The sequence below is a fragment of the Stenotrophomonas sp. STM01 genome, assembly GCF_014852135.1.
Taxonomy (GTDB): domain Bacteria; phylum Pseudomonadota; class Gammaproteobacteria; order Xanthomonadales; family Xanthomonadaceae; genus Stenotrophomonas; species Stenotrophomonas capsici.
In genome coordinates this window covers 462,649-489,063 of sequence record NZ_JACVBA010000002.1, presented here as the reverse complement: position 1 = coordinate 489,063, position 26,415 = coordinate 462,649, and the positions used below count along the sequence as shown (strand labels likewise).

General features: G+C 68.4%; 18 protein-coding genes. 11 read left to right on the top strand and 7 right to left on the bottom strand.

Features of this window, described 5'->3' with window-relative positions:
- Window positions 1-13: 13 nt before the first annotated feature.
- Window positions 14-2,665: a PAS-domain containing protein gene (locus tag IB227_RS12085; RefSeq protein ID WP_192287929.1), complete on the bottom strand. Its 2,652-nt coding sequence runs from the start codon at window positions 2,663-2,665 to the stop codon at window positions 14-16.
- 284 nt (window positions 2,666-2,949) lie between these two features.
- On the opposite strand from IB227_RS12085, the gene IB227_RS12080 reads away from it, so the two are divergent.
- Together IB227_RS12080 and IB227_RS12075 are read left to right on the top strand one after the other, a co-directional pair.
- Window positions 2,950-4,272, top strand: a complete 1,323-nt coding sequence (locus tag IB227_RS12080) for a dicarboxylate/amino acid:cation symporter (RefSeq protein WP_192287600.1) — start codon at window positions 2,950-2,952, stop codon at window positions 4,270-4,272.
- A 233-nt stretch (window positions 4,273-4,505) separates the two neighbouring features.
- Window positions 4,506-6,797, top strand: coding sequence for an NADP-dependent malic enzyme (locus IB227_RS12075; RefSeq protein WP_132865561.1), 2,292 nt, complete (start codon window positions 4,506-4,508; stop codon window positions 6,795-6,797).
- Between the two features lie 92 nt (window positions 6,798-6,889).
- On the opposite strand, the gene IB227_RS12070 is transcribed toward IB227_RS12075, so the two are convergent.
- Window positions 6,890-7,255 carry a helix-turn-helix domain-containing protein gene (locus tag IB227_RS12070; RefSeq protein ID WP_132865560.1) on the bottom strand — a complete coding sequence of 122 codons (366 nt, stop codon included), beginning with the start codon at window positions 7,253-7,255 and terminating at the stop codon, window positions 6,890-6,892.
- A gap of 279 nt (window positions 7,256-7,534) precedes the next feature.
- Between IB227_RS12070 and IB227_RS12065 the strand changes: the two genes are divergently transcribed.
- The 6 genes from IB227_RS12065 to IB227_RS12040 all read left to right on the top strand — a co-directional run bounded on the left by IB227_RS12065 (window position 7,535) and on the right by IB227_RS12040 (window position 16,524).
- Window positions 7,535-8,779, top strand: coding sequence for an HlyD family efflux transporter periplasmic adaptor subunit (locus IB227_RS12065; RefSeq protein WP_192287599.1), 1,245 nt, complete (start codon window positions 7,535-7,537; stop codon window positions 8,777-8,779).
- A gap of 199 nt (window positions 8,780-8,978) precedes the next feature.
- Window positions 8,979-11,726 (top strand): pitrilysin family protein, encoded by a 2,748-nt coding sequence (locus tag IB227_RS12060; RefSeq protein WP_192287598.1) that lies wholly within the window; start codon window positions 8,979-8,981, stop codon window positions 11,724-11,726.
- Between the two features lie 30 nt (window positions 11,727-11,756).
- Window positions 11,757-13,886, top strand: coding sequence for a peptidase domain-containing ABC transporter (locus IB227_RS12055; RefSeq protein ID WP_192287597.1), 2,130 nt, complete (start codon window positions 11,757-11,759; stop codon window positions 13,884-13,886).
- A gap of 34 nt (window positions 13,887-13,920) precedes the next feature.
- Complete coding sequence (locus tag IB227_RS12050) at window positions 13,921-14,118, top strand: zinc-finger domain-containing protein (RefSeq protein ID WP_132865556.1); 198 nt, start codon at window positions 13,921-13,923, stop codon at window positions 14,116-14,118.
- An 8-nt stretch (window positions 14,119-14,126) separates the two neighbouring features.
- Window positions 14,127-15,239: a glycosyltransferase gene (locus IB227_RS12045; RefSeq protein ID WP_192287596.1), complete on the top strand. Its 1,113-nt coding sequence runs from the start codon at window positions 14,127-14,129 to the stop codon at window positions 15,237-15,239.
- Window positions 15,220-16,524 carry an O-antigen ligase gene (locus IB227_RS12040; RefSeq protein WP_192287595.1) on the top strand — a complete coding sequence of 435 codons (1,305 nt, stop codon included), beginning with the start codon at window positions 15,220-15,222 and terminating at the stop codon, window positions 16,522-16,524. The genes IB227_RS12045 and IB227_RS12040 overlap by 20 nt, the downstream gene beginning before the upstream one ends.
- A gap of 84 nt (window positions 16,525-16,608) precedes the next feature.
- Here the strand turns inward: IB227_RS12040 and IB227_RS12035 are convergent, their stop codons facing one another.
- Complete coding sequence (locus IB227_RS12035; RefSeq protein ID WP_192287594.1) at window positions 16,609-17,538, bottom strand: LpxL/LpxP family Kdo(2)-lipid IV(A) lauroyl/palmitoleoyl acyltransferase; 930 nt, start codon at window positions 17,536-17,538, stop codon at window positions 16,609-16,611.
- A gap of 14 nt (window positions 17,539-17,552) precedes the next feature.
- Window positions 17,553-17,711, bottom strand: a complete 159-nt coding sequence (locus IB227_RS12030) for a hypothetical protein (protein WP_192287593.1) — start codon at window positions 17,709-17,711, stop codon at window positions 17,553-17,555.
- Window positions 17,712-17,733: 22 nt separating this feature from the next.
- Here IB227_RS12030 and waaA point away from each other — a divergent pair, with 22 nt between their 5' ends.
- Entirely contained in the window at window positions 17,734-19,029 is a 1,296-nt protein-coding gene (gene waaA / locus IB227_RS12025; RefSeq protein WP_132865552.1) for a lipid IV(A) 3-deoxy-D-manno-octulosonic acid transferase, read from the top strand.
- 73 nt (window positions 19,030-19,102) lie between these two features.
- On the opposite strand, the gene IB227_RS12020 is transcribed toward waaA, so the two are convergent.
- The 3 genes from IB227_RS12020 to IB227_RS12010 form a co-directional block, all read right to left on the bottom strand.
- On the bottom strand, window positions 19,103-20,452 hold the full coding sequence (locus IB227_RS12020; protein WP_192287592.1) for a TolC family outer membrane protein: 1,350 nt from the start codon (window positions 20,450-20,452) through the stop codon (window positions 19,103-19,105).
- Window positions 20,453-20,472: 20 nt separating this feature from the next.
- Window positions 20,473-21,120: a protein-L-isoaspartate O-methyltransferase gene (locus IB227_RS12015; RefSeq protein WP_192287591.1), complete on the bottom strand. Its 648-nt coding sequence runs from the start codon at window positions 21,118-21,120 to the stop codon at window positions 20,473-20,475.
- A 148-nt stretch (window positions 21,121-21,268) separates the two neighbouring features.
- A complete protein-coding gene (locus tag IB227_RS12010) occupies window positions 21,269-21,931 on the bottom strand; it encodes a TetR/AcrR family transcriptional regulator (protein WP_132865549.1) in 663 nt (220 codons plus the stop codon).
- A gap of 111 nt (window positions 21,932-22,042) precedes the next feature.
- Between IB227_RS12010 and IB227_RS12005 the strand changes: the two genes are divergently transcribed.
- Entirely contained in the window at window positions 22,043-23,173 is a 1,131-nt protein-coding gene (locus tag IB227_RS12005; RefSeq protein ID WP_192287590.1) for an efflux RND transporter periplasmic adaptor subunit, read from the top strand.
- A gap of 3 nt (window positions 23,174-23,176) precedes the next feature.
- On the top strand, window positions 23,177-26,338 hold the full coding sequence (locus IB227_RS12000) for an efflux RND transporter permease subunit (protein ID WP_192287589.1): 3,162 nt from the start codon (window positions 23,177-23,179) through the stop codon (window positions 26,336-26,338).
- Window positions 26,339-26,415: the final 77 nt, after the last annotated feature.

The window sequence follows — 26,415 nt, the reverse complement described above, 5'->3', positions numbered from 1 at the left end:
AACGAGCACCGACTCAGCGTGCGCGCTGGCAGGCGTGGGTCAGCAGGGCGCGCAGCGCCGAGGTGCGCGCCTGCTTGGACAGGAGGTGCCAGCCGTTCTCGCGGGCGAGTGCACGCAGCGCCGGGTCCTGCTCGGCGGTGTACAGGATCACCGCCGGGGCCTGCTGCCAGCGCTGCTGCAGCAGCGGCAGCAGCGCCGGGCCGCTGAGCGGCCCCATGCGCACGTCCAGCAACAGCAGGTCCGGCGCGTTGCCCGGCGCGGCGCGGGCCAGGGCCTCGTCGGCATTGCCGGCCATCAGTACCTGGCAGCCCCAGCGCTCCAGCAGCACGCGGGTGGCGCGGCTGACCAGCGCATCGTCATCCACGCACCACACCCGGCACCCTTCCAGCAGCGAATCGGCGCGTGGTTCATCGCTGGCATTGCCAGTGGTCGTGACGGCATCCGCCCCGGGCACGCCGCGCGGCACGCTCACCGCGAACACGCTGCCGTGCTCCAGCACCGAACGCAGCCGGATCGGGTGGTCGAGCAGGCGTGCGATGCGCTCGACGATGGCCAGGCCCAGCCCGGTGCCGCGCTCGCCGGCGTCGTTGCCGTCCAGTCGGTGGAATTCCTCGAAGATTTCCCGGTGGCGGGCTTCGGCGATACCCGGGCCGCTGTCGTGCACCTCGATGCGGATGCGCTCACCTTCGCGGCGGCAGCCCAGCACGATGCGCCCGCGCGGGGTGTAGCGGATGGCGTTGGACAGGAAGTTCTGCAGCACGCGGCGCAGCAGGGCACGGTCCGAGCGCACCACCGTGTGGGTGCGGACGTAGTCCAGCCGCAGCCCGCGCGCGGTGGCCAGGATGCCGAATTCCTTGGCCAGGGCATCCAGCAGCGGGTCCAGCGCGAAGTCCTGGATCCGGGTTTCCAGCGCGCCGGATTCCAGCCGCGAGATATCCAGCAGGCTGTTGAGGATGCCGTCCTGCGCGGTCAATGCACTGTCGATGTGTTCGGCGATCTGGCGCGTGCCCTCGTCGGGCAGGCGTCCGCGCAGCGCCGACAGGAACATGCGCGCGGCGTTGAGTGGCTGCAGCAGGTCGTGCACGGCCGCGGCGACGAAACGGGTCTTGGAGCGGTTGGCATCCTCGGCCTCGCGCTTGGCGCCGGCCAGGTCACGGGTACGCTCGTCCACGCGCTGGGTCAGTGCATCGGCGAGCGAGCGCAGGTCGCGCGCAGCGTTCTTGTAGGCGGTGATGTCGGCGTAGCTGGTGACGAAGCCGCCGTCCGGCAGCGGGTTTCCGCGGATCTCGATGACGCTGCCATCGCTGCGTTCGCGCTCATGCATGTGCGGCTTGCCCGAGCGCAGGTGGTTGAGCCGGCGCTCGATGGCCTCGTCGATGGGGCCGGGACCGAGCAGGCCACGGCGCGCGTTGAACAGGAAGACATCGGCGATCGGCCGGCCGACGTGGATGAAGCCGGGCGGGAAGCGGAACAGCTCGACATAGCGGCGGTTCCACGCCACCAGGTTGAGCTGGGCGTCCACCACGCACACGCCCTGCGGCAGGTGCTGCAGGCTCTGGCTTTCGCCGTAGTCGGCGGCGTGCGCGGCCTGTACCAGGCCATCCTGGGCGGTGCGCAGTTCCTGCGCGTGGTGCTTGACCATGCGTTCGAGCTCGACGCGGCTGCGCTCGCGCAGCTGGGCAAGCCGGCGGCGTTGCCACAGCACGAAGCCGAGCAGTGCCAGTGCGAGCAGGCCGGCGCCGATCAGCGCGGCCTGGGTGCGCGCGGTGGCCAGGCTGTCGTGGCTGGCGCGCAGCAGGTTCAGGGTCCAGCCCTGGCGTGGCAGCGGCTGCGAGATCCAGATGACGTCGCCGGCGTCGGGCAGGCGCACCCGGCGCACGCCGTCGCCGAGGTCCTCGATCAGGCGGTACTCCAACTGCTCGCGCGGTACTGGCCCGTACTGGCGGGTGTTGGCCAGCCGGCCACGGATCGCGGCGTCGAGCTGGTGCAGCACCCGGTAGCGCCACGTGGGGCGGCTGGACAGGAAGATCACGCCATTGCCGTCGTTGGCGAACACGGTCTCGGGCATCTCGCCCCAGCTGGCTTCCAGCGGACGCAGCACCACCTTGACCACGACCACCCCGACTGGCACGCCCTGGGCGTCGCGGACTGCCTCGGACAGGAAGTAGCCGGGCACCGCGGTGGTCACGCCCTCGGCGTAGAAGGTGCCGCTGCCTTCCTGCATGGCGCGCTGGAAATAGGGGCGGAAGCGGTAGTTGTTGCCGACGTTGCTGGACCCGGGGATGCGCCAGTTGCTGGCGGCCACGGCCAGCCCGTTGCGATCGAGCAGGGTCAGCGTCGAGGTGGTGGCCGCGCCATTGACCGCTTCCAGCTTGTGGTTGAGCGAATCGAAGACGCCAGCCGGGGCGTCCGGTCGCAGCAATGCGGCGCGGATGTCGGGGTCCAGCGCCAGCACCGCCGGCAACACGCCGTAGCGTTCGATCAATGCCTGCATCGCATCGGCCTTCAGGCGCAGCTGTTCGCGCGCCTGCGCCGCGTCGGCCTGCAGGCTGCGCCGCTCCAGGTGGCGCATCACCGCCAGGCTGACCAGGGCGACGAGCACGGCCAGGCCGGCCAGCAGCAGCCAGGTGTGGACACGTCGTCGTGGGCGGCGCAGGAAGGGCATGCGCGGATGGTCACGCAGACCGGCGGGTTTCTCCAGCGCGGAATCTGCGACGTTGACGCGCGGCCGCTGGTCCATCCGGCAGGGGGCGTCGGGCGGGAACGTGCGGCAAGTGCCCGTGGCCATTGGGATTGGTGCACAGGGTGCGGTCGAGGCGGGTGCCGGAACGTCGCCAGTAGGGAAAAGCGGCCTAATACCAATGGATTAGCTAGTACCAATGCGTTATCGGCGTGCCCGCCGCCCGCGCGTACAACACCGCTCGAAGCCGTTCTCCTTCGAGGTGTCGCATGCACGTTTCCACCGATGTCGTCGCGGTCCCGGGTGGTCGCATCCCGCTGTACCGCCAGCTGTACTTCCAGGTGCTGGTCGCCATCACCCTGGGCGTGCTGCTCGGCCATTTCGAGCCGGCCTGGGGCGCGCAGCTCAAGCCGCTGGGCGATGCCTTCATCAAGCTGGTGAAGATGATCATCGCGCCGGTGATCTTCCTGACCATCGTCACCGGCATCGCCGGCATGACCCACCTGCGCAGCGTCGGCCGGGTGTTCGCCAAGGCGATGGTCTACTTCCTGTTCTTCTCCACCCTGGCGCTGGTGGTGGGCATGGTGGTGGCGCACGTGGTGCAGCCCGGCGCCGGCATGAACATCAACCCGGCCGACCTGGACCAGACCGAGGTCAACAACTACGTGGCCAAGTCGCATGAGCTGACCCTGGTCGGCTTCGCGATGGACATCATCCCCAAGACCCTGCTCAGCCCGTTCGTCGGCGACAACATCCTGCAGGTGCTGTTCGTGGCGGTGCTGTTCGGCATCTCGCTGGCGATGGTCGGGCAGAAGGGCCGCCCGGTGCTCAACCTGCTCGAAGCGCTGACCGCGCCGGTGTTCAAGCTGGTGCACCTGCTGATGAAGGCCGCACCGATCGGCGCGTTCGGCGCGATTGCCTTCACCATCGGCAAGTACGGCATCGGCTCGCTGGTCAACCTGGCCTGGCTGGTGGGCTCGTTCTACCTGACCGCGCTGCTGTTCGTGGTGGTCATCCTGGGCACGGTGGCCCGGATGTGCGGTTTCTCGGTGATCAAGCTGGCCCGTTACCTCAAGGCCGAGCTGCTGCTGGTGCTGGGCACGTCCTCCTCCGAATCGGCGCTGCCCTCGCTGATGGAGAAGATGGAGCGGGCCGGCTGCAGCAAGTCGGTGGTGGGCCTGGTGGTGCCGACCGGCTACTCGTTCAACCTGGATGGCACCAACATCTACATGACCCTGGCCGCGCTGTTCATCGCCCAGGCCACCAACACCGAGCTGACCCTGGGGCACCAGATCATGCTGCTGCTGGTCGCCATGCTCAGTTCCAAGGGCGCGGCGGGCGTGACCGGCGCCGGCTTCATCACTCTGGCGGCCACCCTGGCCGTGGTGCCGGAGGTGCCGGTGGCCGGCATGGCGCTGATCCTGGGCGTGGACCGGTTCATGAGCGAATGCCGTTCCTTGACCAATTTCCTCGGAAATGCCGTCGCAACCGTGGTGGTCTCGCGCTGGGAGGGCGCACTGGACAGCGAACGCCTTGCCCAGGTGCTCGATGGCGCCACGCCCGAACCGGTGGGCGAGGTCGCTGTGCGCTGAGCAAGCCTGCCAGCGCGTGGCGCGGGGCCTGCCCGGGACAGGGTATGGCCCTGCGTGTGCTTTCCAGATCCACCTGTTGTCATTGCAGCGACCCGCAATGCTCAGATCATGTCCACCGGACGCCTCCGGATTGTGCGGTTGCAGCATGACCAGTGACAGCTGCGCGACAGGTCCAGACAGCGCAACGCGGTATCATCCCGAGTCCCTTCTGCCCATTCATGCCGAACAGATCGATGTCCAACGAAGATTTCAAACAGGCCGCCCTCGATTACCACCGCATGTCCCCGCCGGGCAAGATCAAGGTGGTGGCGACCAAGCCGATGCTGACCCAGCGGGATCTGTCATTGGCCTACTCGCCGGGCGTGGCGCATGCCTGTGAAGCCATCGTTGCCGACCCCTCGCAGGCAAGCGAACTGACCGCACGCGGCAACCTGGTCGCGGTGATCAGCAACGGCACCGCGGTGCTGGGCCTGGGCAACATCGGCCCGCTGGCCGGCAAGCCGGTGATGGAAGGCAAGGGCGTGCTGTTCCAGAAGTTCGCCGGCATCGATGTGTTCGACATCGAAGTGGACGAGAACGACCCGGACAAGCTGGTCGACATCATCGCCTCGCTGGAGCCGACCTTCGGCGGCATCAACCTGGAAGACATCAAGGCGCCGGAGTGCTTCATCGTCGAGCGCAAGCTGCGCGAGCGCATGAACATCCCGGTGTTCCACGACGACCAGCACGGCACCGCGATCATCGTCGGCGCCGCCGTGCTCAACGCCATGTGCATCACCGGCAAGAAGATCGAGGACGTCAAGCTGGCCACCACCGGCATGGGCGCGGCCGGCATCTCCTGCGTCAACATGCTGGTACAGCTGGGCCTGAAGCCGGAGAACATCCTGGCCTACGACCGCGAAGGCGTGATCCACACCGGCCGCACCGACCTGGACCCGGAAAAGGCGCGCTACGCCCGCGACACCGACAAGCGCACGCTGGCCGAGATCGTCGACGGCGCGGACATCTTCCTGGGCCTGTCGGCCGGCGGCATCCTGAAGCCGGAAATGGTCGCCACCATGGCGCCGAACCCGGTCATCTTCGCGCTGGCCAACCCGTACCCGGAGATCCTGCCGGAGGACGCCAAGGCGGTGCGCCCGGACGTGATCATGGGCACCGGCCGTTCGGACTACCCGAACCAGGTCAACAACGCGCTGTGCTTCCCGTACCTGTTCCGCGGCGCGCTGGACGTCGGCGCCACCGGCATCAACGAGGAAATGAAGGTGGCCTGCGTGCGCGCCATCGCCGCGCTGGCCCGCAAGGAAGCGTCCGACATGGGCGCCGCCTATGGTGGTGACACCCCCAGCTTCGGCCGTGACTACGTGATCCCGCGCCCGTTCGATCGCCGCCTGCTGGTCGAGCTGTCTTCGGCGGTGGCCCAGGCGGCGATGGATTCGGGCGTGGCCACGCGCCCGATCGCCGACATGGCGGCCTACCGCGAGAAGCTGGCCCAGTTCGTCTACCGCACCAGCCTGTTCATGAAGCCGGTCTACGACCGTGCCCGTTCGGACAAGCAGCGCGTGGTCTACGCCGAGGGCGAGGAAGAAGTGGTGCTGCAGGCGGTGCAGAACGTGATCGACGAAGGCGTCGCCGCGCCGATCCTGATCGGCCGCCCGGAAGTCATCGAATCGCGCATCGAGCGCCTGGGTCTGCGCATGAAGCCGGGCGTGGACGTGGAGATCACCAACATCAATGATGACCCGCGCTTCAACGAGTACTGGCAGTACTACCACGAGATGACCGGCCGCAAGGGCGTCACCGTGGCTGCCGCCAAGAACCTGATGCGCTCGCGCCCGACCCTGATCGCGGCGGTGATGGTGGCCCGTGGCGAGGCCGACGCGATGCTGTCCGGCCTGGTCGGTCGCTTCCACAAGAAGCTGGGCTACGTGCGCAGCGTGATCCCGCTGGAACAGCGGGTCAGCTCGACCTCGGCGATGACCGGCGTGATCAACTCGCAGGGCGTGTTCTTCTTCGTGGATACCCACGTGCAGGAAGACCCCAGCGTCGACCAGATCGTCGAGTCCACGCTGCAGGCGGCCTACCGCATGAAGCTGTTCGGCATCGAGCCGAAGATCGCGCTGCTGTCGCACTCCAACTTCGGCAGCCATGATTCCAAGGACGCGCTGAAGATGCGCCAGGTGCGCGAGCAGCTGCTCAAGCGCAACCCGCGCCTGAACGTGGACGGCGAGATGCAGGGCGACACCGCCTGGGACGAGGCGCTGCGCGAGAAGCTGCTGCCCAACAGCACGCTCAAGGGCCGTGCCAACCTGTTCGTGCTGCCCAACCTGGAAGCGGCCAACATCGCCTACAACCTGGTGCGCGTGTTCACCAACGGCGTGGCGATCGGCCCGATCCTGATGGGCATCTCCAAGCCGGTGCACATCCTGACCAGCAGCGCCAGTTCGCGCCGCGTGCTGAACATGACCGCGATCGCGGCCGTGGACGCGCAGATCCGCAAGCAGATGGAAGCCGATCGCGCCGGTTGATGGCGGGGTCCGGGTGCAACGAAGAAAGCCGGCGCAAGCCGGCTTTCTTCGTTTCCGCGGGAAGGTGGGGCCAGCCTGGCTGGCCCCGGCGGTCAGAGCGGCGAGGCGCGCTGGCCTTCCACGATCTGCAGGACCAGCTTGCGGGTGGCGGCGCGGCTGGTGCGATAGCCCACCAGCAGGCGGCGTTCGTGCGGGTCGTCGACCAGCTCCATGCCGGCCGGAGGCGGGCTCGCCGGGACGGCCTCGAGCCCGGTACGGCCGGTGGCCAGCCATTCGAAGGAAACATCGGTGACCAGGGCGATGGTGATCATGCGGGTAGTGCACGGCATGATCCCGGTGGGGCTTTCCCAGTTGCCCACCGCGCTGCGGCTGACCTTGAGAAGGGCGGCCAGCTCGGCCTGGGTCATGCCCTTTCTGCGACGGGCACGGCGAATGCGATTAGCCAGTTGGTTGGGCATCCAGGTTCTCCTCCATGAGGTTGCTGCGTGAGTGCCCGGCGACTATATCGCAAGCGGGATACAATGTGCGAACAAGTGTGAGAAATTGAGACAATACAAGGAAAAGTGGGTTTTCGTCAGAAAGTCTGACTTTTCGGGTCAGCGCGGCTGACGCCCGGCCCGGGTCCCCGGTGCCATGGGCAATGGGCGTCTGGTGCCATTGCAAATGACCCTGCGGAGGCCTTGAACGAAGGCCTCTGCTTCGACACATTCGCGCCTCGCTTTCCGGGGGGGCCAGCCATGCCGCAATCATCATGCCGGGAGGTCACGTCGAAGGTGCCGCCGGACCGCATGCCGGCCAGCGCGGGGACGTCACCGGCGTTGCGCCTGGGCGGGCTCGCCGGTCTGGCGATGATCGCGGCCATCGCCGTGCTGGTTTTCCTGTGCTCGGCCAGCTACACCTGCCGCTCCACCGTCGAGGGCCAACTGGTCCCGGTGCAGGGCATGCTGACCGTGACCGCTCCGGCCGACGGCGTGGTGGCCTGGTTGAACGTGGCCGAAGGCGGGCGCGTCCGCGCGGGCGGCAGCCTTGCGCTGGTGAGCATGTCACGCGCGACGGTGGACGTCGGTGATGCACAGGGCGCCATCGATGCGCACCTGAGCGAGCGCGAACGCGGGCTGGAGGAGGAGCGCCTGGCCGGGCACGGGCGCATGCAGGCGCAGCGGCAGGGCTTGATCCGACGCCTGCGCCGCGCCCGTGACGAACTGCAACTGGTGCAGGCCGAGGTGCAGGTCCGCCAGCAGCAGGTCCGCACCGCCGCCGACAGGCTGCAGCGCCTGCACCGGCTTGAGGAAGGGCGATACGTGGGGCAGCTGCAACTGCAGCAGCAGGAAGCCGCGCTGCTGGACCATACCGCGCAGTGGCGATCGCTGCAGCGACAGGCCAGCGGTGCACGGCGGCTGATCGCGCGCCTGCAGCAGGAGCTGGACGAGATGCCGGCGCAGGCACGGGCCAACGACGCCGGGCATGCGCGTGCGCAGGCGCGGCTGGAGCAGGAGCGCCTGCAGGCCGATGCCGCCGATGGACTGCTGGTGAAGGCTGCGGTCGCCGGGACGGTGGGGATACACCTGGTCAAGCCCGGCCAGGCGGTGCGGGCCAACCAGCCGCTGCTGGTGCTGTTGCCCGGTGACGGGCGGCTGGAAGCGGAGCTGCGTGTTCCCAGTCGCGTGATCGGCTTCATCGCGCCCGGCGATGACGTGCTGCTGCGCTACCGTGCGTTTCCCTACCAGAAGTTCGGGCACCAGCGCGGCCGTGTGGAACGGATCAGCCTGAGCGCGTTGCCCGACGATGCGGCCGGCCGCGGCGGCGAGGTCGCCTACCGGATCACCGTCAGCCTGGCCCGGCAACACGTCGTGGCTTATGGGAAGCCCGAGCCGCTGCGCCCGGGCATGCCGCTGGAAGCGGACATCATGGGTGAGCGGCGTCGTCTGTTCGAATGGCTGTTCGAGCCCCTGCTTGGCATGTCGGCACGGTGGGAAGGATGAGCGGCGTTGGCCTCTGCACGGTGTACGCATCGGGATGTTTCTGGAAACATGCCCGTGCATCCGATGCGGTATCTCCACAGAGGGATGGGCAAGGGAAGCCGCGCGACGACGGGATCGCGCAGGGAAGGTCGGGCGCGGGGAGCTTCCCCCGCCATCGGGCCTGGACAGGAATGGAAGGAATGAACCCAAGGGGAAATGGATGATCGGAGTTTCGCGTTGTGCAGTGGCGCTGGCCCTCTCGTTGGCGGGCGTGGGCGTTGCGACGGCCAGGCCGGCGCCCCCGGCCTTGCCGGCGACGGTGGAGGCCGGGCCGTGCGTGGAGGGGATCTGCCAGTACCAGCTGCACAATGGCCTGCGCGTGTTGCTGTTCCCCGACGCAAGCAAGCCGACGGTGACGGTCAACCTGGTGTACGGCGTGGGCTCGCTGCACGAGAACTACGGCGAAACCGGGATGGCGCACCTGCTCGAACACCTGTTGTTCAAGGGCACCGCGCGCAACCCCGACATTCCCGGGCAGATGCAGAAGCGCGGCATCAGCAAGAACGCCACGACCTCGTTGGATCGCACCAACTACTTCGCCTCGTTCCCGGCCAGCGATGAAACGCTGGAGTGGGTGCTGGCGATGGAGGCTGACCGGATGGTCAACTCCAGGGTGGCCAAGGCCGACCTGGACAGCGAGATGACCGTCGTCCGCAACGAGATGGAAGCTGGCGACAACAGCCCCGTCGGCGTGCTGATGAAGCGCATGCGCTCGGTGGCCTTCGACTGGCACAACTACGGCAACATGCCGATCGGTGCACGCTCGGACGTGGAGAACGTGCCGATCGACAACCTGCAGGCGTTCTACCGCGCCTGGTACCAGCCGGACAACGCGCTGTTGATCGTTGCCGGCCGCATCGACGAGGGCCAGGTACTGCAGCGCGTGGCCGCCCACTTCGGCCCGTTGAAGCGGCCCGCCCGCGTGCTGCCGGTGCTGCATACGGTGGAACCTGCCCAGGATGGCGAGCGCGAGGTCACCGTGCGCCGCAGTGGTGACCTGGCGCTGGTGGCGGCCAGCTACCACGTGCCGGCGCTGGCGCAGGCCGACAGCGCGCCGTTGGCGGTGCTGGCGAACGTGTTGGGCGACAACCCGAACGGGCGGCTGTACAAGGCGCTGATGGAGCCGAAGTTGGCGGCCTTCGCCACTGCCAGCGGGGAAAGCCTGCGCGATCCCGGCCTATTCACCCTGATCGGTGTCCTGCCCAAGGCCGGTGACGCGGCCAAGGCCGAGGCCGAGTTGCTGCGCCAGGCCGAGCAGGTCGCCGCGCGTCCGGTGAGCGAGGAGGAGGTGGCCGCGGCCAGGCAACGCATCGCCAACGGGCTGGAGAAGCTGACCAGCGACGTCAACGCAGTGGCGATGGCGCTTTCCGAGTACCAGGCGGCCGGTGACTGGCGGCTGCTGTTCGTGCAGCGCGATGCGATCGCCAAGGTCAGCGCCGCCGACGTCAACCGCGTCGCGGCCGCTTACCTCAAGCCCAGCAATCGCACCCTGGGCCGGTTCGTGCCGACGACCACCGTCGATCGCGCCGGGATTCCACCGGCACCGGCGGTGGCCAGCCTGGTCGATGGCTACGTGGGGCGTGAAGCGGTCGCCGCCGGGGAGGCGTTCGAAGCCACGCCGCAGAACATCCAGGCACGCACCGAGACCTTCACCCTGGGCGAGGGGCTCAAGGTTTCGCTGCTGCCCAAGAAGAACCGCGGGCAGACAGTGACGGTGGATGCGACGTTCCGCTTCGGTGACGAGAAAGGCATGACCGGCCGCGGCATGGCGGGCAGCCTGCTGGGCTCGATGCTGATGATGGGCAGCACGCACATGGACCGGGGCCAGATCGCGGCGCGTTTCGATGCGCTGGCGACCCAGGCACAGGTGAGCGGGGGCATGCAGAGTGCGCAGATCCGCCTGTCGGGCCGGCGCGACACGCTGGCAGAGGCGCTGGCCCTGGCCGCGGACGTGCTGCGCAACCCGGCGCTGCCGGAAGACCCGTTCGAACAGCTTCGCCTGCAGGCCGTCACCGCGACCGAAGCCCAGCGCAGGGAACCCGGTGCGGTGGCATCGCTGGCGTTGGCCCGCTACTTCGACCCCTGGCCGGAAGGCCATCCGCTGCATGTGGAAACGCTGGACACCGCGCTGGAGCGGCTCAATGCGGTGAAGCTGCAGGAACTGGCCGCCTATCACCGCGACTTCTACGGCACCAGCGTGGGCGAGATCGCCATCGTCGGTGACTTCGACGCCGAGGCGGTGAAGGCGCAACTGCAATCCCTGTTCGTGGACTGGAAGGCACCACGCGCCTATGTGCCGATCAGCACCCACTACCAGCCGCGCGCGGCGATGCAGCAACGCCTGGCCACGCCGGACAAGCCCAATGCGGTATTGCTGGCACGACAGAACCTGTCGATCAACCTGGCCGATGCGGACTTCGCCGCGCTCAACATCGCCGTCAACATCCTTGGCGGCGATCCGCTGAAGGCGCGACTGGCCGACCGCATCCGCCAGAAGGAAGGCCTCAGCTACAGCGTGGGTGCCGCGCTGCATGCCGACGAAAGCCGGGAAGGACGTGACGATGCGGGCAGCATCGCCGTGCAGGCAATTGCGGCGCCGGAGAACATGGACAAGGTCGAGCGGGCGGTGCGCGAGGAACTGGCCCGGCTCGTGGCCGATGGGGTCACCGAACAGGAACTGCGTGATGCGGTCAATGCGCGGCTGGTGGTGCGCGAGCAGTCGCGTGCCAGCGATGGCGCGGTGGCCAACCTGCTCACCGACCACCTGTACTACGCGCGTGCCATGCAGTTCGAGATCGACCGGGATGCGGCCTATCGCGCGTTGACGGTCGAGCAGGTCAATGCCGCCATCCGCAAGCACCTGGATCCCGGCCAGCTGAGCGTGTTCGTTGCCGGCGATTTCAAATAACGACGAAGGAGCGGCCAGGGACGGCCACGGATGAACAGCATTGTCCAATCCGAGGCTGCCGACAGCGGCCTCGCTTCCCTTGCCATGGTGGCCAAGGCCCATGGGCGCCCGGTCGGACTGCCGGAGCTGCGGCGACGTTTCCCCGGGTGCGCGAACGGCGCGACGCTCGCTGGGCTGGTCGACGCCAGCCGGCAACTGGGCTTCCATGCACGGCCACGGCAGCCTAGCGCCGCACTGGCCAGCGTGGACCTTCCCTGCATCCTGCAGGGGGAGCGGGGTCATTTCGTGGTCCTGCAGCAGTTGCGGGGCAATCGTGCCACGGTGCTGGACCCGGTCGCGGGGACGCGCCGGATGTCGCGGTCCGAACTCTCCGGCTGCTTCGGTGGCGCGGCGCTGGTATTGGAACCGATGGCGATGTTGGCGTCCCCTGAAACAGGGGCCTTGATCAGCCTGCGCCGCCTGGCCGGAGCGGTCCCCGGCCTGCGAACGGTGCTCGCGCAGGTGCTGGTGTTGTCGCTGGCGCTGCAGGTGTTCGTGCTGTTGGCGCCACTGCTGATGCAATGGGTGGTGGACCAGGTGCTGGTCGCGGCCGACCGCGACCTGCTCGCGGTGTTGGCGCTCGGCTTTGGCCTGGCCCTGGTGCTGCAGGTGGGCATCGACGCGGTGCGCCGCGTGGCCGTGGTTCGCCTGTGCGCGCGGCTGGGCGAGCAGTGGAGCGGCAATGTGCTTGCGCACCTGTCGAGGCTGCCGCTGGCCTTCTTCGAGCGACACGGCCCGGCCGGCGTCGTCGCGCGGTTGGCCTCGCTGCGCCAGATCCAGCGGACCGCGGCCAGCGGCGCGCTCGAAGGGCTTCTCGATGGTCTGCTGGTGGTGCCGTTGCTTGGCTTGATGCTGCTGTACAGCCCCGGACTGGCAGGCGTGGCCGTGCTGGCGGTGGTGCTGTATGCGGTCGTGCGCCTGTCGGCTGCGAAGTCACAGCACATGCAGCGCGAGCGGCAGTGGGCGGCGGATGCACGCCAGCAGGCGTACCTGCTGGAGACGCTGCAGGGCATGCAGGGCGTGAAGGTGGCAGGCGCGGAATCGCGCAGGCGCGACGGTCATGACCTGCTGCGCTGGGAGGCGGCCCAGTACGAGGCGCGGCTCGCCCATTTCGACGTGGCCTTTCGTGGCACGCGCCAGCTGCTGTTCGGTCTGGCACGCATCGCTTCGATCTGGATCGCGGCCGCGCGGGTGCTGGACGATGCCTTGACGGCCGGCATGCTGATCGCCGTCCTGGCCTACGGGGAGTTGTTCATGGCGCGGATGAGTGCCCTGGTCGACCAATGGCTGGCGCTGCGCGTGCTCCGGTTTCACCGTGAACGCCTGGCAGGGGTCGTGTCGGCCATGCCGGAGCCGGACCTGCCCGGGCCTGTGGCGGTGCCCGAAGACAGCCGGATCGAAGTGGAGGACCTGTGCTTCCGCTATGCCGATGACGCGCCGTGGGTACTGGAGGGATGCAGTTTCAGCATCGCTGCCGGGGAGTCGGTGGCGATCACCGGTGCGTCGGGCTGCGGCAAGACCACGCTGGTGAAACTGATGTTGGGTGTGTTGACGCCGACCCGCGGCAGCATCCGCATCGGGGGCCATGCGCTGCAGGCGCTGGGACGGCACGAGCTGCGCCGCATCATTGGGGCGATGATGCAGGGGGATCAGCTGTTCAGTGGCAGCATCGCCGACAACATCAGCTTCTTCGACCCGGACGCGGACCCGGCGCGGATCGAGGTCGCGGCCAGCCTGGCCGCCGTGCATGCGGAGATCATCGCCCGGCCAACGGGCTACCACGGGCAGGTCGGCGATCGGGGCAACGCCCTGTCCGCGGGCCAGCAGCAACGGATCCTGCTCGCGCGCGCCCTGTACCGGCAGCCCCGGTTGCTGTTCCTGGACGAGGCCACCAGCCATCTGGATCCGTGCGGTGAGCAGCAGGTCAACGCGGCCGTGTGCCGGCTGCGTCTGACCCGGCTGGTCGTCGCGCATCGGCCCGGGGCGGTCGTCGGCGTCGATCGGGTGCTGCGCCTGGAGGCCGGCCGGCTGAGCCGGGAACCACCGCAGGTGGCCACGGCCGGTGACGGCGGCGCGGAGGAGACGCCGGCGGGCGGTCCGGCACCGGGGTGGCACTGGTAGAATTGGCCGGTCCCTGATTTCGCTGAACGACGCCATGAGCCATACCGCCACCGCACCCGCCAACTCCGAGAAGCGCTACACCGTGCACCGCGCCGACCTGCCGTTGAGCTGCCCGACGCCGGAGATGGCGCTGTGGAACTCGCACCCGCGCGTCTACCTGCCGATCGACAAGGAACCCAACGGCGAAGCCGCCTGCCCGTACTGCGGCTCGGTCTTCGTGCTGGTTGACTGAATCGGACGATGCGCCGCCTGACCGTGGTGCAGTTGCTGCCGGCGCTGCACGCCGGTGGCGTCGAGCGCTCGACCCTTGAGATCGCCCGCGCGCTGGTCGCGGCGGGCCATCGCGCCATCGTGGTATCAGCCGGCGGCCGGCTGGTGCAGCCGCTGCTGGACAGCGGTGCCGAACACCTGACACTGGATATCGGCCGCAAGTCGCTGTTGACCCTGCGGCACGTGGCCAGCCTGCGCCGCCTGTTCGTGGAAACCGGCGCGGACATCGTGCATGCGCGGTCGCGCCTGCCGGCATGGCTGGGCGGGTATGCCTTGCGTGGCATCAAGCCGCCCCAGCGGCCGCATTGGGTGACCACCATGCACGGCCTGAATTCACCGGGCCGTTACAGCGGCATCATGGCCAGCGGTGAACGCGTGATCTGCGTATCGCAGACCGTGCGTGCCTACCTGTTGCAGCATTACCCGGCCACTGACCCGGGCAAGCTGCGCGTGATACCGCGTGGCATCGACGCCAGCCAGTTCCCGCGTACGCCACGCGCCGACCGGCGTCCGCGCCTGGAGGTGGCACGCCAGCACGCGGCGCTGGCCGGCGATGCGCCCTTGCTGCTGCTGCCGGGGCGTGGCACCCGGCTGAAAGGGCATGCGCACGCCATCGGGCTGCTGGCGGCGCTGAAGCAGCAACAGGTGCAGGCGCTGCTGTGGATGCCGGGGGCACGCGCGCCTGGCCGGGAAAGCTACCTGCAGGAACTGGAACAGCTTGCGGAACGACTGGGCGTGGCCGGGCAGGTGGTCTTCAGCGAGGCCACCGACCGCATGTCACAGGCCTATGCGGCCAGTGACCTGGTCCTGCAGTTGTCCGACAAGCCGGAAGCGTTTGGTCGCACGGTGCTTGAGGCGCTGTCGGTCGGTCGACCGGTACTGGGTTGGGCCCACGGCGGCGTCGGTGAACTGCTGGCGCAACTGCAGCCCGAGGGGGCGGTGGCGCTGGGTGACGATGCAGGCCTGCTGCAACAGGCATTGCAGATGCTGCGGCAACCGCCGGCATTGCCCGGCCGGATTCCCTTTACCCTGCAGGCCATGCAGCGTGCCACCCTGGATGTCTATGCCGAACTCACGCGCTGATGGTGCAGGTGCCAGTGCCCGTTGGGCACCGGCATGGGTGATTGCCTTCGTCGCTTGCTGGCCGGCGCCCGGGATTGCCGAAGCGGTGCTGGTGCTGGGGGCCTTGTTCACCGCGGTGCGGTTGGTGCAGTTGCATCTGCGTGGCGGCATCCGGCCGTTGCTGAGCATCCCGGCATGGGCGCTGACCGGCGTGTTGTTCCTGGCCTACTGGCTGCCCCAGGCGGTGTCCGCGTTCGATGCGGCCGATCCGGGCAGGACCTGGGGCAAGGTGGCCGCCGCGCTGCGCTACCTGCCGTTCATGTGGCTGGTCGCCATTGCCGTGGCCACGCCGCAACGGCGACGGATCACCTTCACCGGCCTGGCGCTGGTGACCGCGGCGTGGACGCTGGATGCGTTGGTGCAGGCCGTATTCGGCACCAGCGCATTGTTCTGGTCGATGGACCAGCTCAAGTGGCTGATCAGTGGACATGGCCTGTGCACCGCACAGGAGATCGCCGCGGCAGATCGCCTGCCGGGCGTGTTCGGCCCGTGCAACCTGAAGTTTGGGCAGGTGTTGGCGGCGGTGTCGCCGTTCCTGCTGTTCTTCGTGGGCCAGCGCATGGGGCGCTGGGGCTGGTTGCTGGCTGCCGCATGGGTCGGCGTGGTGCTGGTGCTGGCCGGTTCGCGTGCCTCCTGGATCAGTTATGCGCTGGTCGTGCTGTTCTCCGGCGGACGCCTGCTGGGCGCGAAGCGGATGGCACTGGTGGTGCTCGCCGGCGTGGCCGGTACCGTGGCGCTGGGCCTGGGGTCGTCGCAGGTACGCGAGCGCTTTGCCCGCACGCAGATGGCCTTGAGCGGTGATGCCAGCGGCATGGACCAGGCCTTGTCCGGGCGCAGCCAGATCTGGGGAGCGGCGCTGTGCATGGTGCGCGAGCACCCGCTCAACGGCGTGGGCGTGCGTGATTTCAGGCGGGCCTACCCGCAGTGTGATCCGTCACCGCAGAGCACCGCGGCCTGGGGCGACAGCCCGGCCCTGCATGCGCACCAGATCGTGCTGGAGATCCTGGCCGAAACCGGTGTTCTCGGCCTGCTGCTGTGGATGGCCGGCGCGGCGATGGCCATCCGTGCCTGGATCTATGCCTCCCCGCTGGCCCGCGACCAGGCCCGGCCGGCGGCGTTGGCCTTGGCGACCACAGTGTTCCCGCTCAACACGCACCTGGCGTTCTATTCCACGTTCTGGGGAGGCGTGCTGGTGGTGCTGGCGGCCATGTATGCCGGCGCACTGCTGGCCGACGAACAGGAGTGAGGCTGGCGCGCCGCCGGAGCGGGTGGCGCACGGCCAGGTGACCGGGGATGTACCACGGCGCGGGTGCCAGGCGCCGACGCGGGCTCAGTCCTTGCGCGCGTAGAAGTTGCTCAGGCCTTCGGGCTGGCGCTTGAAGCGGCGGTGGATCCACAGGTACTGCGCCGGCGCTTCGCGGACCATGTCCTCGATGGCGGCATTGACCTTGGCGGTGTCGGCCACGGCGTCATCGGTGGGGAAGTCCGGCAACGGCGGGGCGATCTTCAGCACGTAGTGGCTGCCGACGCGACGATGGAAGTAGGGCACCACCGCACAGCCGGTCATGCGCGCGAACTGATGGGTCGCGGTGATGGTCGAGGCCGGCATGCCGAAGAACGGCACGAACACCGAATCCTTGCCGCGCATGTCCTGGTCCGGCGCATACCACAGGAAGCCGCCCTTCTTGAGGTGGCGAACGGTGGCGCGGATGTCCTCGTTGGCATACATCGCGCAGGCATAGCGCAGCCGGCCGCTCTTGACCGCCCACTCCATCACCGGGTTGCGGTAGCGGCGGTACATGCCGGCCAGTGGTACGTGGTCGCACAACAGCCGGCCGCACATCTCCAGGGTCATGAAGTGGCCGGAGACCAGCAGCACACCGCGGCCCTCGGCCTGCAGGGCATGCAGGTGCTCCAGGCCCTCGATCTCCACCTGCGGGCGGATGCGGTCGATGCTGCCCCACCAGGCACGGGCGAACTCGAACACGCCCACGCCGAGTGCATCGAAGCTGTCGCGCAGCAGGCGCTGGCGCCAGGCGTCATCCTGCTCCGGGAAGCACAGCCTGAGGTTGACCTCGGCCGCGCGCCGGCGGCTGCCGGCCAGATGCAGCGCCAGCCAGCCCAGGCCACGCCCCAGTGCGCGTTGCAGGGTCCAGGGCAGCCGTGCCGCGAGCATCGCGATGCCCAGCCAGGCGAACGTCGGCCAGTGCCGGGGTTGCAGCAACGAGGGCCGGGTGGCAGTGGTGGGTGAATCGGACATGGGGCAATTCTAAGTCACCGGGGGAAAGGCAGGGCGAGCGGAGGCGGCAACGCCATCTCCGGCAATCCTCGCTGCGCCGGATGCCAGGCCGGCGTGGGTTCCGGCAGGACCGCGCCGCCGGCTGCGGCATCGGCCTGCAGCCGGATCGTCGTGGCGTCCTCACTGGTTTCCATCGTTCTCCCGTATCCTTCGCCGATGCGTAGGGATCCTGTCGAACTTCTGCTGCGTGGCCTGTATTCGGCCGTGCTTTACCTGTTGCTGCCGATCACCGTCTACCACTTGGTGTGGCGCGGCTTCCGCGTGCGCGAGTACTTCAAGCGCTGGGACGAGCGGTATGCGTCGTACCCGGAAAGCGGCGGGCAACCGCGGGTATGGCTGCATGCGGTGTCGGTGGGCGAGGTCAACGCCGCTGCGCCGGTGGTCAATGCGCTGCGCGAACTGCGTCCGGACATCCGCTGGATCATCACCACCATCACCCCCACCGGGTCGCAACGCGTGCGTGCGCTGTGGGGGGACGCGGTGGACCATGTCTACCTGCCGTACGACGTGCCGGGCAGCGTGAACCGCTTCCTGGCGCACTTCCGCCCGAGCCTGGCGCTGATCCTGGAAACCGAGTTGTGGCCCAACATGCTGTTCGGGTGCCGGGACCGCGGCATTCCGGTGTACATCCTCAACGCGCGCTTGTCGGCACGTTCTTTGAAGGGCTACCGCGTGCTCAAGGCGCTGGTATCGCGGGCCCTGCGCACGGTCACCTGCGTGGCGGCGCAGTCCGCCGATGACGCGGCACGTTTCATCGCGCTGGGCGCGCGGCCGGAACAGGTGCGCGCGCTGGGCAACCTGAAGTTCGAGATCCATCCGCCCGATCCCACCGCCGTGCTGGAAGGCTTCCACCAGCATGTGCCGGACACGCGACCGGTGTGGATCGCCGCCAGCACCCATGAGGGCGAAGAGCAGGCCGTGGTGGATATCCACAGGCGCCTGCTGGAGCGGCACCCCGATGCCCTGCTGCTGTGGGCGCCACGGCATCCGGAGCGGTTCGCGAAGGTGGAAGCGGTGGCACGCGAACAGGGCTGGCGCGTGGCCACGCGCAAGGCACAGCAGTGGCCGGAACCCGGCACGCAGGTGTTCGTGCTCAATACACTCGGTGAACTGATGGCGTTCTATGCGTGCGCGCGGGTCGCCTTCGTCGGCGGCAGCCTGCAGCCCATCGGCGGCCACAACCTGCTGGAGCCGGCGGCGATGGGCGTGGCGGCGATCACCGGGCCGCATCTGCACAATTTCGCCGAGATCTCCCGACGCATGGATGAGGCCGGCGCGCTGCGCATCTGCGCCGATGCGCAGGCGGTGGGGGCGACGGTGGAGCAGTTGCTGGAGAACGACGCCGAGCGTGAGCGCATGATCGAGGCCGGGCGCGCGCTGGTCGCCAACGGGCGTGGCGCGCTGGAACGCACGCTGGAACTGATCACCCCGCAGTTGCCACCGCGCAGCTGACCGCCGGGGAGGCCGATGGCAGGCAACAAAAAAGCGGGCATGGCCCGCTTTTTCGTAAGTACTGCAGGACGGTTTACTGGGCCTGCAGCTTTGCGGTGGCATCGACCGTGAGCAGGCGGTTGATGTCCTGCACTTCGGCGATCTCCAGGTCGCCCACGGCCTGGCTCAGGGCCAGGCGTGCCTGCAGGAAGTTGTAACGCGACTGGGCGTAGTCCAGCTGCGCCTGGAACAGGGTCCGCTGGTTCTGGACCACGTCCAGCACGGTGCGGGTACCGACTTCCAGGCCAACCTGCGAGGCGTCGTAGGCGCTCTGTGCCGAGACCACCGCCAGGCGGCGGGCTTCCACTTCGCTGATGCCGGCGACCAGGTTCTGGTAGGCATTGCGGGTGTTGCGGTCCAGGGCGCGCTTCTGCTGCTCGTAGGTGTCCTGCTGGATGTCACGGGTGGCCAGGGCCTGGCGCACGCGCGACTGGGTGGCGCCACCGGCGAAGATCGGCACGTTCAGGGTCAGGCCGATCGAGTTGGTGGTCGCATCCGGGGTGTTGGAGCTGCCGCCGGTGCTGTCGCCCCAGCGCGCGCTCTTGCCCCAGCTGCCGCCCAGCGACAGGGTCGGGTAGTGGCCGGCGCGGGCCGAGGACACGCTGGATTCGGCGGCGCTGACCTGCAGTTCCTGGGCCTTCAGGTCCGGGTTGCGGGACATGGCGTCGGTGACCAGCTGGTCGATGTTGCCGCGGTTGGTCGGGATGGCCGGACGGAAGTCTTCCGGCAGGCCGCGCACGTCGCGGACCGGCTGGCCGGTCAGTTCGGTCAGGGCCTGGTAGGCGTCTTCCAGCGTGTTGCGGGCAATGATGGTGTTGGCGCGCGCCTGGTCGTACTGGGCGCGGGCTTCGTGCACGTCGGTGATCGGCGCCAGGCCCACTTCCAGGCGCTTGTCGGCGTAGTCGAACTGCTTCTTGCCGGCCGCTTCGTTGGTCTCGGCCGCGCTCAGCGATTCGATCGCCACCAGCACGTTGAAGTAGGCGGTCGCGGTGCGGATGATCAGGTTGTCGTTGGCCGATTCCAGGGTGTAGTCGGCGGCCTTGCTCAGGTCACGCTGCGCGCGCAGGTCGGCGAACTGGCCCCAATTGAACAGGGTCTGGCTGCCGTTGACGCCGTAGGTGCGGGTCTTGCTGGTGGTGCTGCCGCTGACGCCGTCGGCCTTGGTACGGGTACGGTCCAGCGATGCCTCGCCGTTGATCTGCGGCAGCAGTGCCGCGCGTGCCTGCACCTGGCCTTCCTGGGTGTACAGGCGGTTGGATTCGGCGGCCGACAACTGCGGGTCACCATTGCGGGCCATTTCGTAGACCTGCAGCAGGTCGGCGGCGTGGGCCGTCATCGGGAGCAGGGCGACTGCCAGCGCAAGGGTGAGGGATCGGCGGATCATTGCGGCTTCCTTGGAAGGTTTCAGAGTTGGAATTGCGGTGCAGGAGCAGCGCCCTGCAGGTAGTCGATGTCGGTTTCGAACAGCGATTCCACGCTGCCGTCGGCCTTGACGAGCACAGCTTCCATCACCGGGGAGGTGCCCTTGATGACGAACAGGCGGCCACCGGTGCGCAGCAGCTTGAGCAGGTGGGTCGGGACCGTTTCTACCGCACCGGTGATGCAGATGGCGTCGAACTGGCGCTGGCTGTCCCAGTTCAGGGCGTCGGCGACCTCGATGCGGACGTTGCTGCCCAGCTTGGCGCTGTCCAGGTTCTGGCGGGCGCGTTCAGCCAGCTCCGGCTGGATCTCCAGGCTCAGCACTTCGCGGGCCAGTTCGCCCAGGCAGGCGCTGAGGAAGCCGCTGCCGGTGCCCACTTCCAGCACTTCGTCGCTGGGCTGCAGGTCCAGCGCCTGCAGGGTGCGGCCTTCGATGACCGGCTTCATCATCCTCTGCCCGTGGCCCAGCGGCAGCTCGATGTCGGCATAGGCCAGGGCGCGGTGCGACTCGGCCACGAAGGCCTCGCGCGGCAGGCGGGCCAGCACGTCCAGCACGCGGATGTCCAGCACGTCCCAGGGACGGATCTGCTGTTCAACCATCAATTCGCGGACGTGGGAGTAGTTGATCGTCATGGGAAAGCTCGTCATTCCAGCGCGGTGGGCCGGCCATTTTACCGGTTAGGGGCGCGATGCGGGCCAAGCATCGCCGTGGCCGCTCGGGCGGCCGCAGTGCCGGAAGTCATTCGGACCTACGGTCTGTTCAGCTTGGCAGGGGCGGGTGTCAGCGCGGTGCATACGCCCGCAGGAAGAAGTCGACGCTGGCGGCCACGTGGGCATCCTGGTCGAGCTGGCCGGGCGCGGCACACAACCCGCACATCATATGGGAGTGCAGTTCGCCCTTGATGATGCAGAAGTACTGGCGCGCGGCGACGATCGGGTCGGGGATGTCCAGTTCGCCCCGGGCCACGCGGGCGGCCAGGAAGTCCGACAGCGCGGTCTCGGTGCGGGCCGGGCCGGCCTCCCAGAACATCTGCCGGATCCGGTCGTCGGTGTCCGGGCTCATCATCATCCGCTGGGTGGCCAGGGCCGCGTCGCTGCTGATCAGCGTGAAGAACGCATGGCCGATGCCCAGCAGCTGGTCGCGCAACGGGCCTTCGCTGTCGGTGACGAACAGGGCGTCGGGCATCATTTCCACGCACTTGGCCTGGATGGCCTCGCGGAACAGGGTCTCCTTGTCACCGAAATGGCTGTACACGGTGAGCTTGGATACGCCGGCACTGGCGGCGATGCCGTCCATGCTGACGCCGTTGAAGCCCAGCTCCACGAACATTTCCTTGGCCGCATCGAGGATGGCGGCACGTTTTCCAAGGTCTTTCGGACGGCCCGGCCCACTGCTGCGCGCAGGCTCCCGGGAGACGTTGGTGGCAGAGGATTTGGAAGACATGAGGGAATACTAGACCAGCTGGTTCGATATTTATACTATACCGCGTCGTTCAGTAATGGCGGTGAAACCCCGGCCGCCTCCCTTCCCCCTGCGTTCGCGACCCTGATCACCATGAACAACCTCCGATGGATTGGCGGCAGCCTGTTGCTGGCCGTGCTTGCTGCGTGTGGCAAAACCGAAACCGCCGCGGTGCCGGCCTTGCCGGTAATGGTGGTCAAACCGGCCGGCGGACAGGACGTGACCGTCACGGCCTATCCCGGCGAAGTGCATGCGCGCGAGGAGGCCGCGCTGTCCTTCCGTGTGGCCGGCAACCTGCTGCGGCGTGAGGTCGATGCCGGCCAGCGGGTGAAGAGAGGCCAGGTGCTGGCCGAACTGGATGTCGCCGACTACGCGCTGCAGGCCCGTGCCGCACAGGCACAGTACGCCGCGGCCGAGGCGGACCTGGTGAAGGCCCGCGACGAGCACCGCCGCTATGAGGTGCTGGCCGCCCAGCAGGTGGTCAGCCGTTCGGCGCTGGACGCACAGACCGCGGCGCTCAAGGCGGCGCAGGGCCAGGCCGACGCGGCGCGGGCCAACCTGGACGTCAACCGCAACCAGGCCAGCTATGCGCAGCTGCGGGCACCGGCCGACGGCATGATCGCCGCGCGCGAGGCCGAGGCCGGGCAGGTGGTCGCCGCCGGGCAGACGATCTTCACCCTGGCCGCCGACGGCGCCCGCGAAGTGGCCATCGCGTTGCCGGAAAGCGCCATCCGCGAGTTCAGCGTCGGCCAACCGGTCGAGGTGGAGTTGTGGAACCAGGCAGGCAAGCGCCTGTCCGGCAGCATCCGCGAGATCGCGGCTGGCGCCGATGCGCAGACCCGCAGCTACGCCGCGCGCGTGCAGCTGGTGGCCGATGCGTTGGATTCGGTCGAGCTGGGCCAGAGCGCCCGCGTCTATATCGGGCACGGCAAGGGAGCGGCGCTGAGCGTGCCGCTGTCGGCGGTGCAGGCAGGCAAGCAGCCGCAGCAGGCCAGCGTGTGGGTGGTCAACCCGGCCACCGGCGCACTGCAGTCGCGCGCGGTGACCCTGGGTGCCTACGGCGCCGAGTCGGTGCCGGTGCTGCAGGGGCTGCGCGCCGATGAGTGGGTGGTGGCCGCCGGCGGCCACCTGCTGCGCGAAGGCCAGGTGGTGCGGGCCGTGGACCGCAGCAACCGCCCGGTGCTGGCACCGGCGCCGGCTGCCGCCGCGAACAAGGGGGAATGAGGCGTGCGCCGCTTCAATCTTTCCGAGTGGGCACTGACCAACCGCCCGCTGGTGCTGTTCATGATGATCGCCCTGGCGATCATCGGCACCTGGTCCTACAAACACCTCGGGCAGTCCGAGGACCCGCCGTTCACGTTCAAGGCCATGGTGATCCAGACCTCGTGGCCGGGCGCCACCGCCGAGCAGGTGTCGCGGCAGGTGACCGAGCCGATCGAGAAGGCGCTGATGAACACCGGGCAGTTCGAGTTCATCCAGTCGTACTCGCGGCCGGGCGAATCGCAGGTGATCTTCAGCGCCCGCGACGCGATGGCCTCCAAGGATGTGCCGGAGCTGTTCTACCAGGTACGCAAGAAGGTGGGCGACATCCGCTCGCAGCTGCCGGCCGAGGTGATCGGGCCGTTCTTCAATGACGAGTTCGGCGATACGTTCGGCAACATCTATGCGCTGACCGGCAAGGGCTTCGACTACGCGGCGATGCGCGACTACGCCGACCGCATCCAGCTGGAGCTGCAGCGCGTGGCCGATGTCGGCAAGGTCGACCTGGTCGGCCTGCAGGACGAGAAGGTGTGGATCGAGCTGTCCAACACCAAGCTGGCCACGCTGGGCGTGTCGATGCAGCAGGTCCAGCAGGCGCTGTCCGAACAGAACGCGATGGCACCGGCGAGCTGGTTCGAGACCGCCAGCGACCGCGTGCAGCTGCGCATCACCGGCCAGTTCAACTCGGTGCAGGAGATCAGCGACTTCCCGATCCGCGCCGGTGACCGCACCGTGCGCCTGGGCGACATCGCCCAGGTCAAGCGTGGCTTCGCCGACCCGGCCTCGGCCAAGATGCGCTTCATGGGCGAGGACGCCATCGGCATCGCGGTGGCGATGAAGAACGGCGGCGACATCATCAAGCTCGGCAAGGCGCTGGACGATGAGTTCGCGCGCCTGCAGAAGACCCTGCCGGTGGGCATGGAACTGCGCAAGGTGTCCGACCAGCCGCATGCGGTGAAGGATTCGGTGGGCGAGTTCGTCAAGGTGCTCACCGAGGCGGTGGTGATCGTGCTGCTGGTGAGCTTCTTCTCGCTGGGGCTGCGCACCGGCCTGGTGGTGGCAGTGTCGATCCCGCTGGTGCTGGCGATGACGTTCTTCCTGATGCACCAGTTCGACATCGGCCTGCACAAGATATCGCTGGGCGCGCTGGTGCTGGCGCTGGGCCTGCTGGTGGACGATGCGATCATCGCGGTGGAGATGATGGCCACCAAGATGGAGCAGGGCTACGACCGCATGCGTGCGGCCAGCTTCGCCTGGGAGTCCACCGCCTTCCCGATGCTGACCGGCACCCTGATCACCGCCGCCGGCTTCCTGCCGATTGCCACGGCGGCATCGAGCACCGGTGAGTACACCCGCTCGCTGTTCCAGGTGGTGACCATCGCCCTGCTGGTGTCCTGGGTGGCCGCGGTGCTGTTCATCCCGTACCTGGGCGACAAGATGCTGCCGGACCTGCACAACCCGCAGCCGCCCAAGCCGACCAGCCTCGCCGGCCGCGTGCGTGCGCTGCGCCAGCGTTGGGCCGACCGCAACCCGGCGCTGGCCAACCTGGTCGCGCCGAAGGAACTGACGCACGACCATGACCCGTATGGCACCGCGTTCTACCAGCGCTTCCGGCGTTTCCTCGACGCCTGCCTGCGTCGCCGCTGGCTGGTGATCTTCGCCACCATCGGCCTGTTCGTGTTCTCGCTGGTGATCTTCCGCTTCGTGCCGCAGCAGTTCTTCCCCGATTCGACCCGGCCGGAGCTGATGGTGGACATCGAGCTGGCCGAGGGGGCCTCGCTGACCGCCACCCAGGCCCAGGCCGAGAAGTTCGAGGCCCTGCTCAAGGGCCATGCCGGCATCGCCAACTTCGTCGGCTACGTGGGCACCGGTTCGCCGCGCTTCTACCTGCCGCTGGACCAGCAGCTGCCGGCCACCAACTTCACCCAGTACGTGGTGCTGGCCGAAGACACGCATGCCCGCGAGGAAGTGCGCGAGTGGCTGCTCAAGGAGGTGGTGCCGCAGTTCTCCGACGTGCAGATGCGCGTCACCCGCCTGGAGAACGGCCCGCCGGTGGGTTACCCGGTGCAGTTCCGGGTGTCCGGCGAGCACATCGAGCGGGTGCAGGCCATTGCCCGGCAGGTGGCGGACAAGGTGCGCGAGAACCCGCACACCACCAACGTCAACCTCAACTGGAGCGAGCCGAGCAAGGTGGTGCGGCTGGTCGTGGACCAGGACCGCGCGCGCGCGCTGGGCGTGAGCAGCGCGCAGCTGGCGCAGTTCCTGAGCAGTTCGTTGTCCGGCACCAGCGTCAGCACCTACCGTGAAGGCAACCGCCAGATCGGCATGCTGCTGCGCGGCCCGGAGGATGAGCGTGCGCACCTGGAGATGCTGGGCAGCCTGGCCATTCCCACCAGCAGCGGCAAGCCGGTGTCGCTGTCGCAGGTGGCGCGCCTGGAGCAGGTGTTCGAGGACGGCATCATCTGGCACCGCAACCGCTTGCCGACCGTCACCGTGCGCGCCGACATCGGCGACAGCATGTTGCCGGTGGGGGTGGTGCAGCAGCTGCTGCCGACGCTGGAAGGCATCCGCGCCGAGCTGCCGGACGGCTACCTGCTGGAGACCGGCGGCACCGTGGAGGACTCGGCCCGTGGCCAGAACTCGATCAATGCCGGCATGCCGCTGTTCCTGGTGGTGGTGGCCACGCTGCTGATGCTGCAGCTGCGCAGCTTCTCGCGGGCGGCGATGGTGTTCGTCACCGCACCGCTGGGCATCATCGGCGCGACCCTGTTCCTGCTGATCTTCCGCGCGCCGTTCGGCTTCGTGGCGATGCTGGGCACGATCGCGCTGGCCGGCATGATCATGCGCAACTCGGTGATCCTGATCGACCAGATCCAGCAGGACATCGACGCCGGGCACGACCGCTGGCACGCGATCATCGACGCCACCGTGCGCCGCTTCCGGCCGATCGTGCTGACCGCGCTGGCCGCGGTGCTGGCGATGATCCCGCTCTCGCGCAGCGCCTTCTATGGCTCGATGGCGATCGCGATCATGGGCGGGCTGATCGTCGGCACGGTGCTGACCCTGGTGTTCCTGCCGGCGCTGTACGCGGCCTGGTTCCGGGTGCGCCCGGACGAAGCGGCCCAGTAAGCGGTGGGAGATCCGTCCCCGGAAGGGGCGGATCTCACGCCGGAATGCTAAATTGAAGCGGCCGGCCGCTGGCCGGG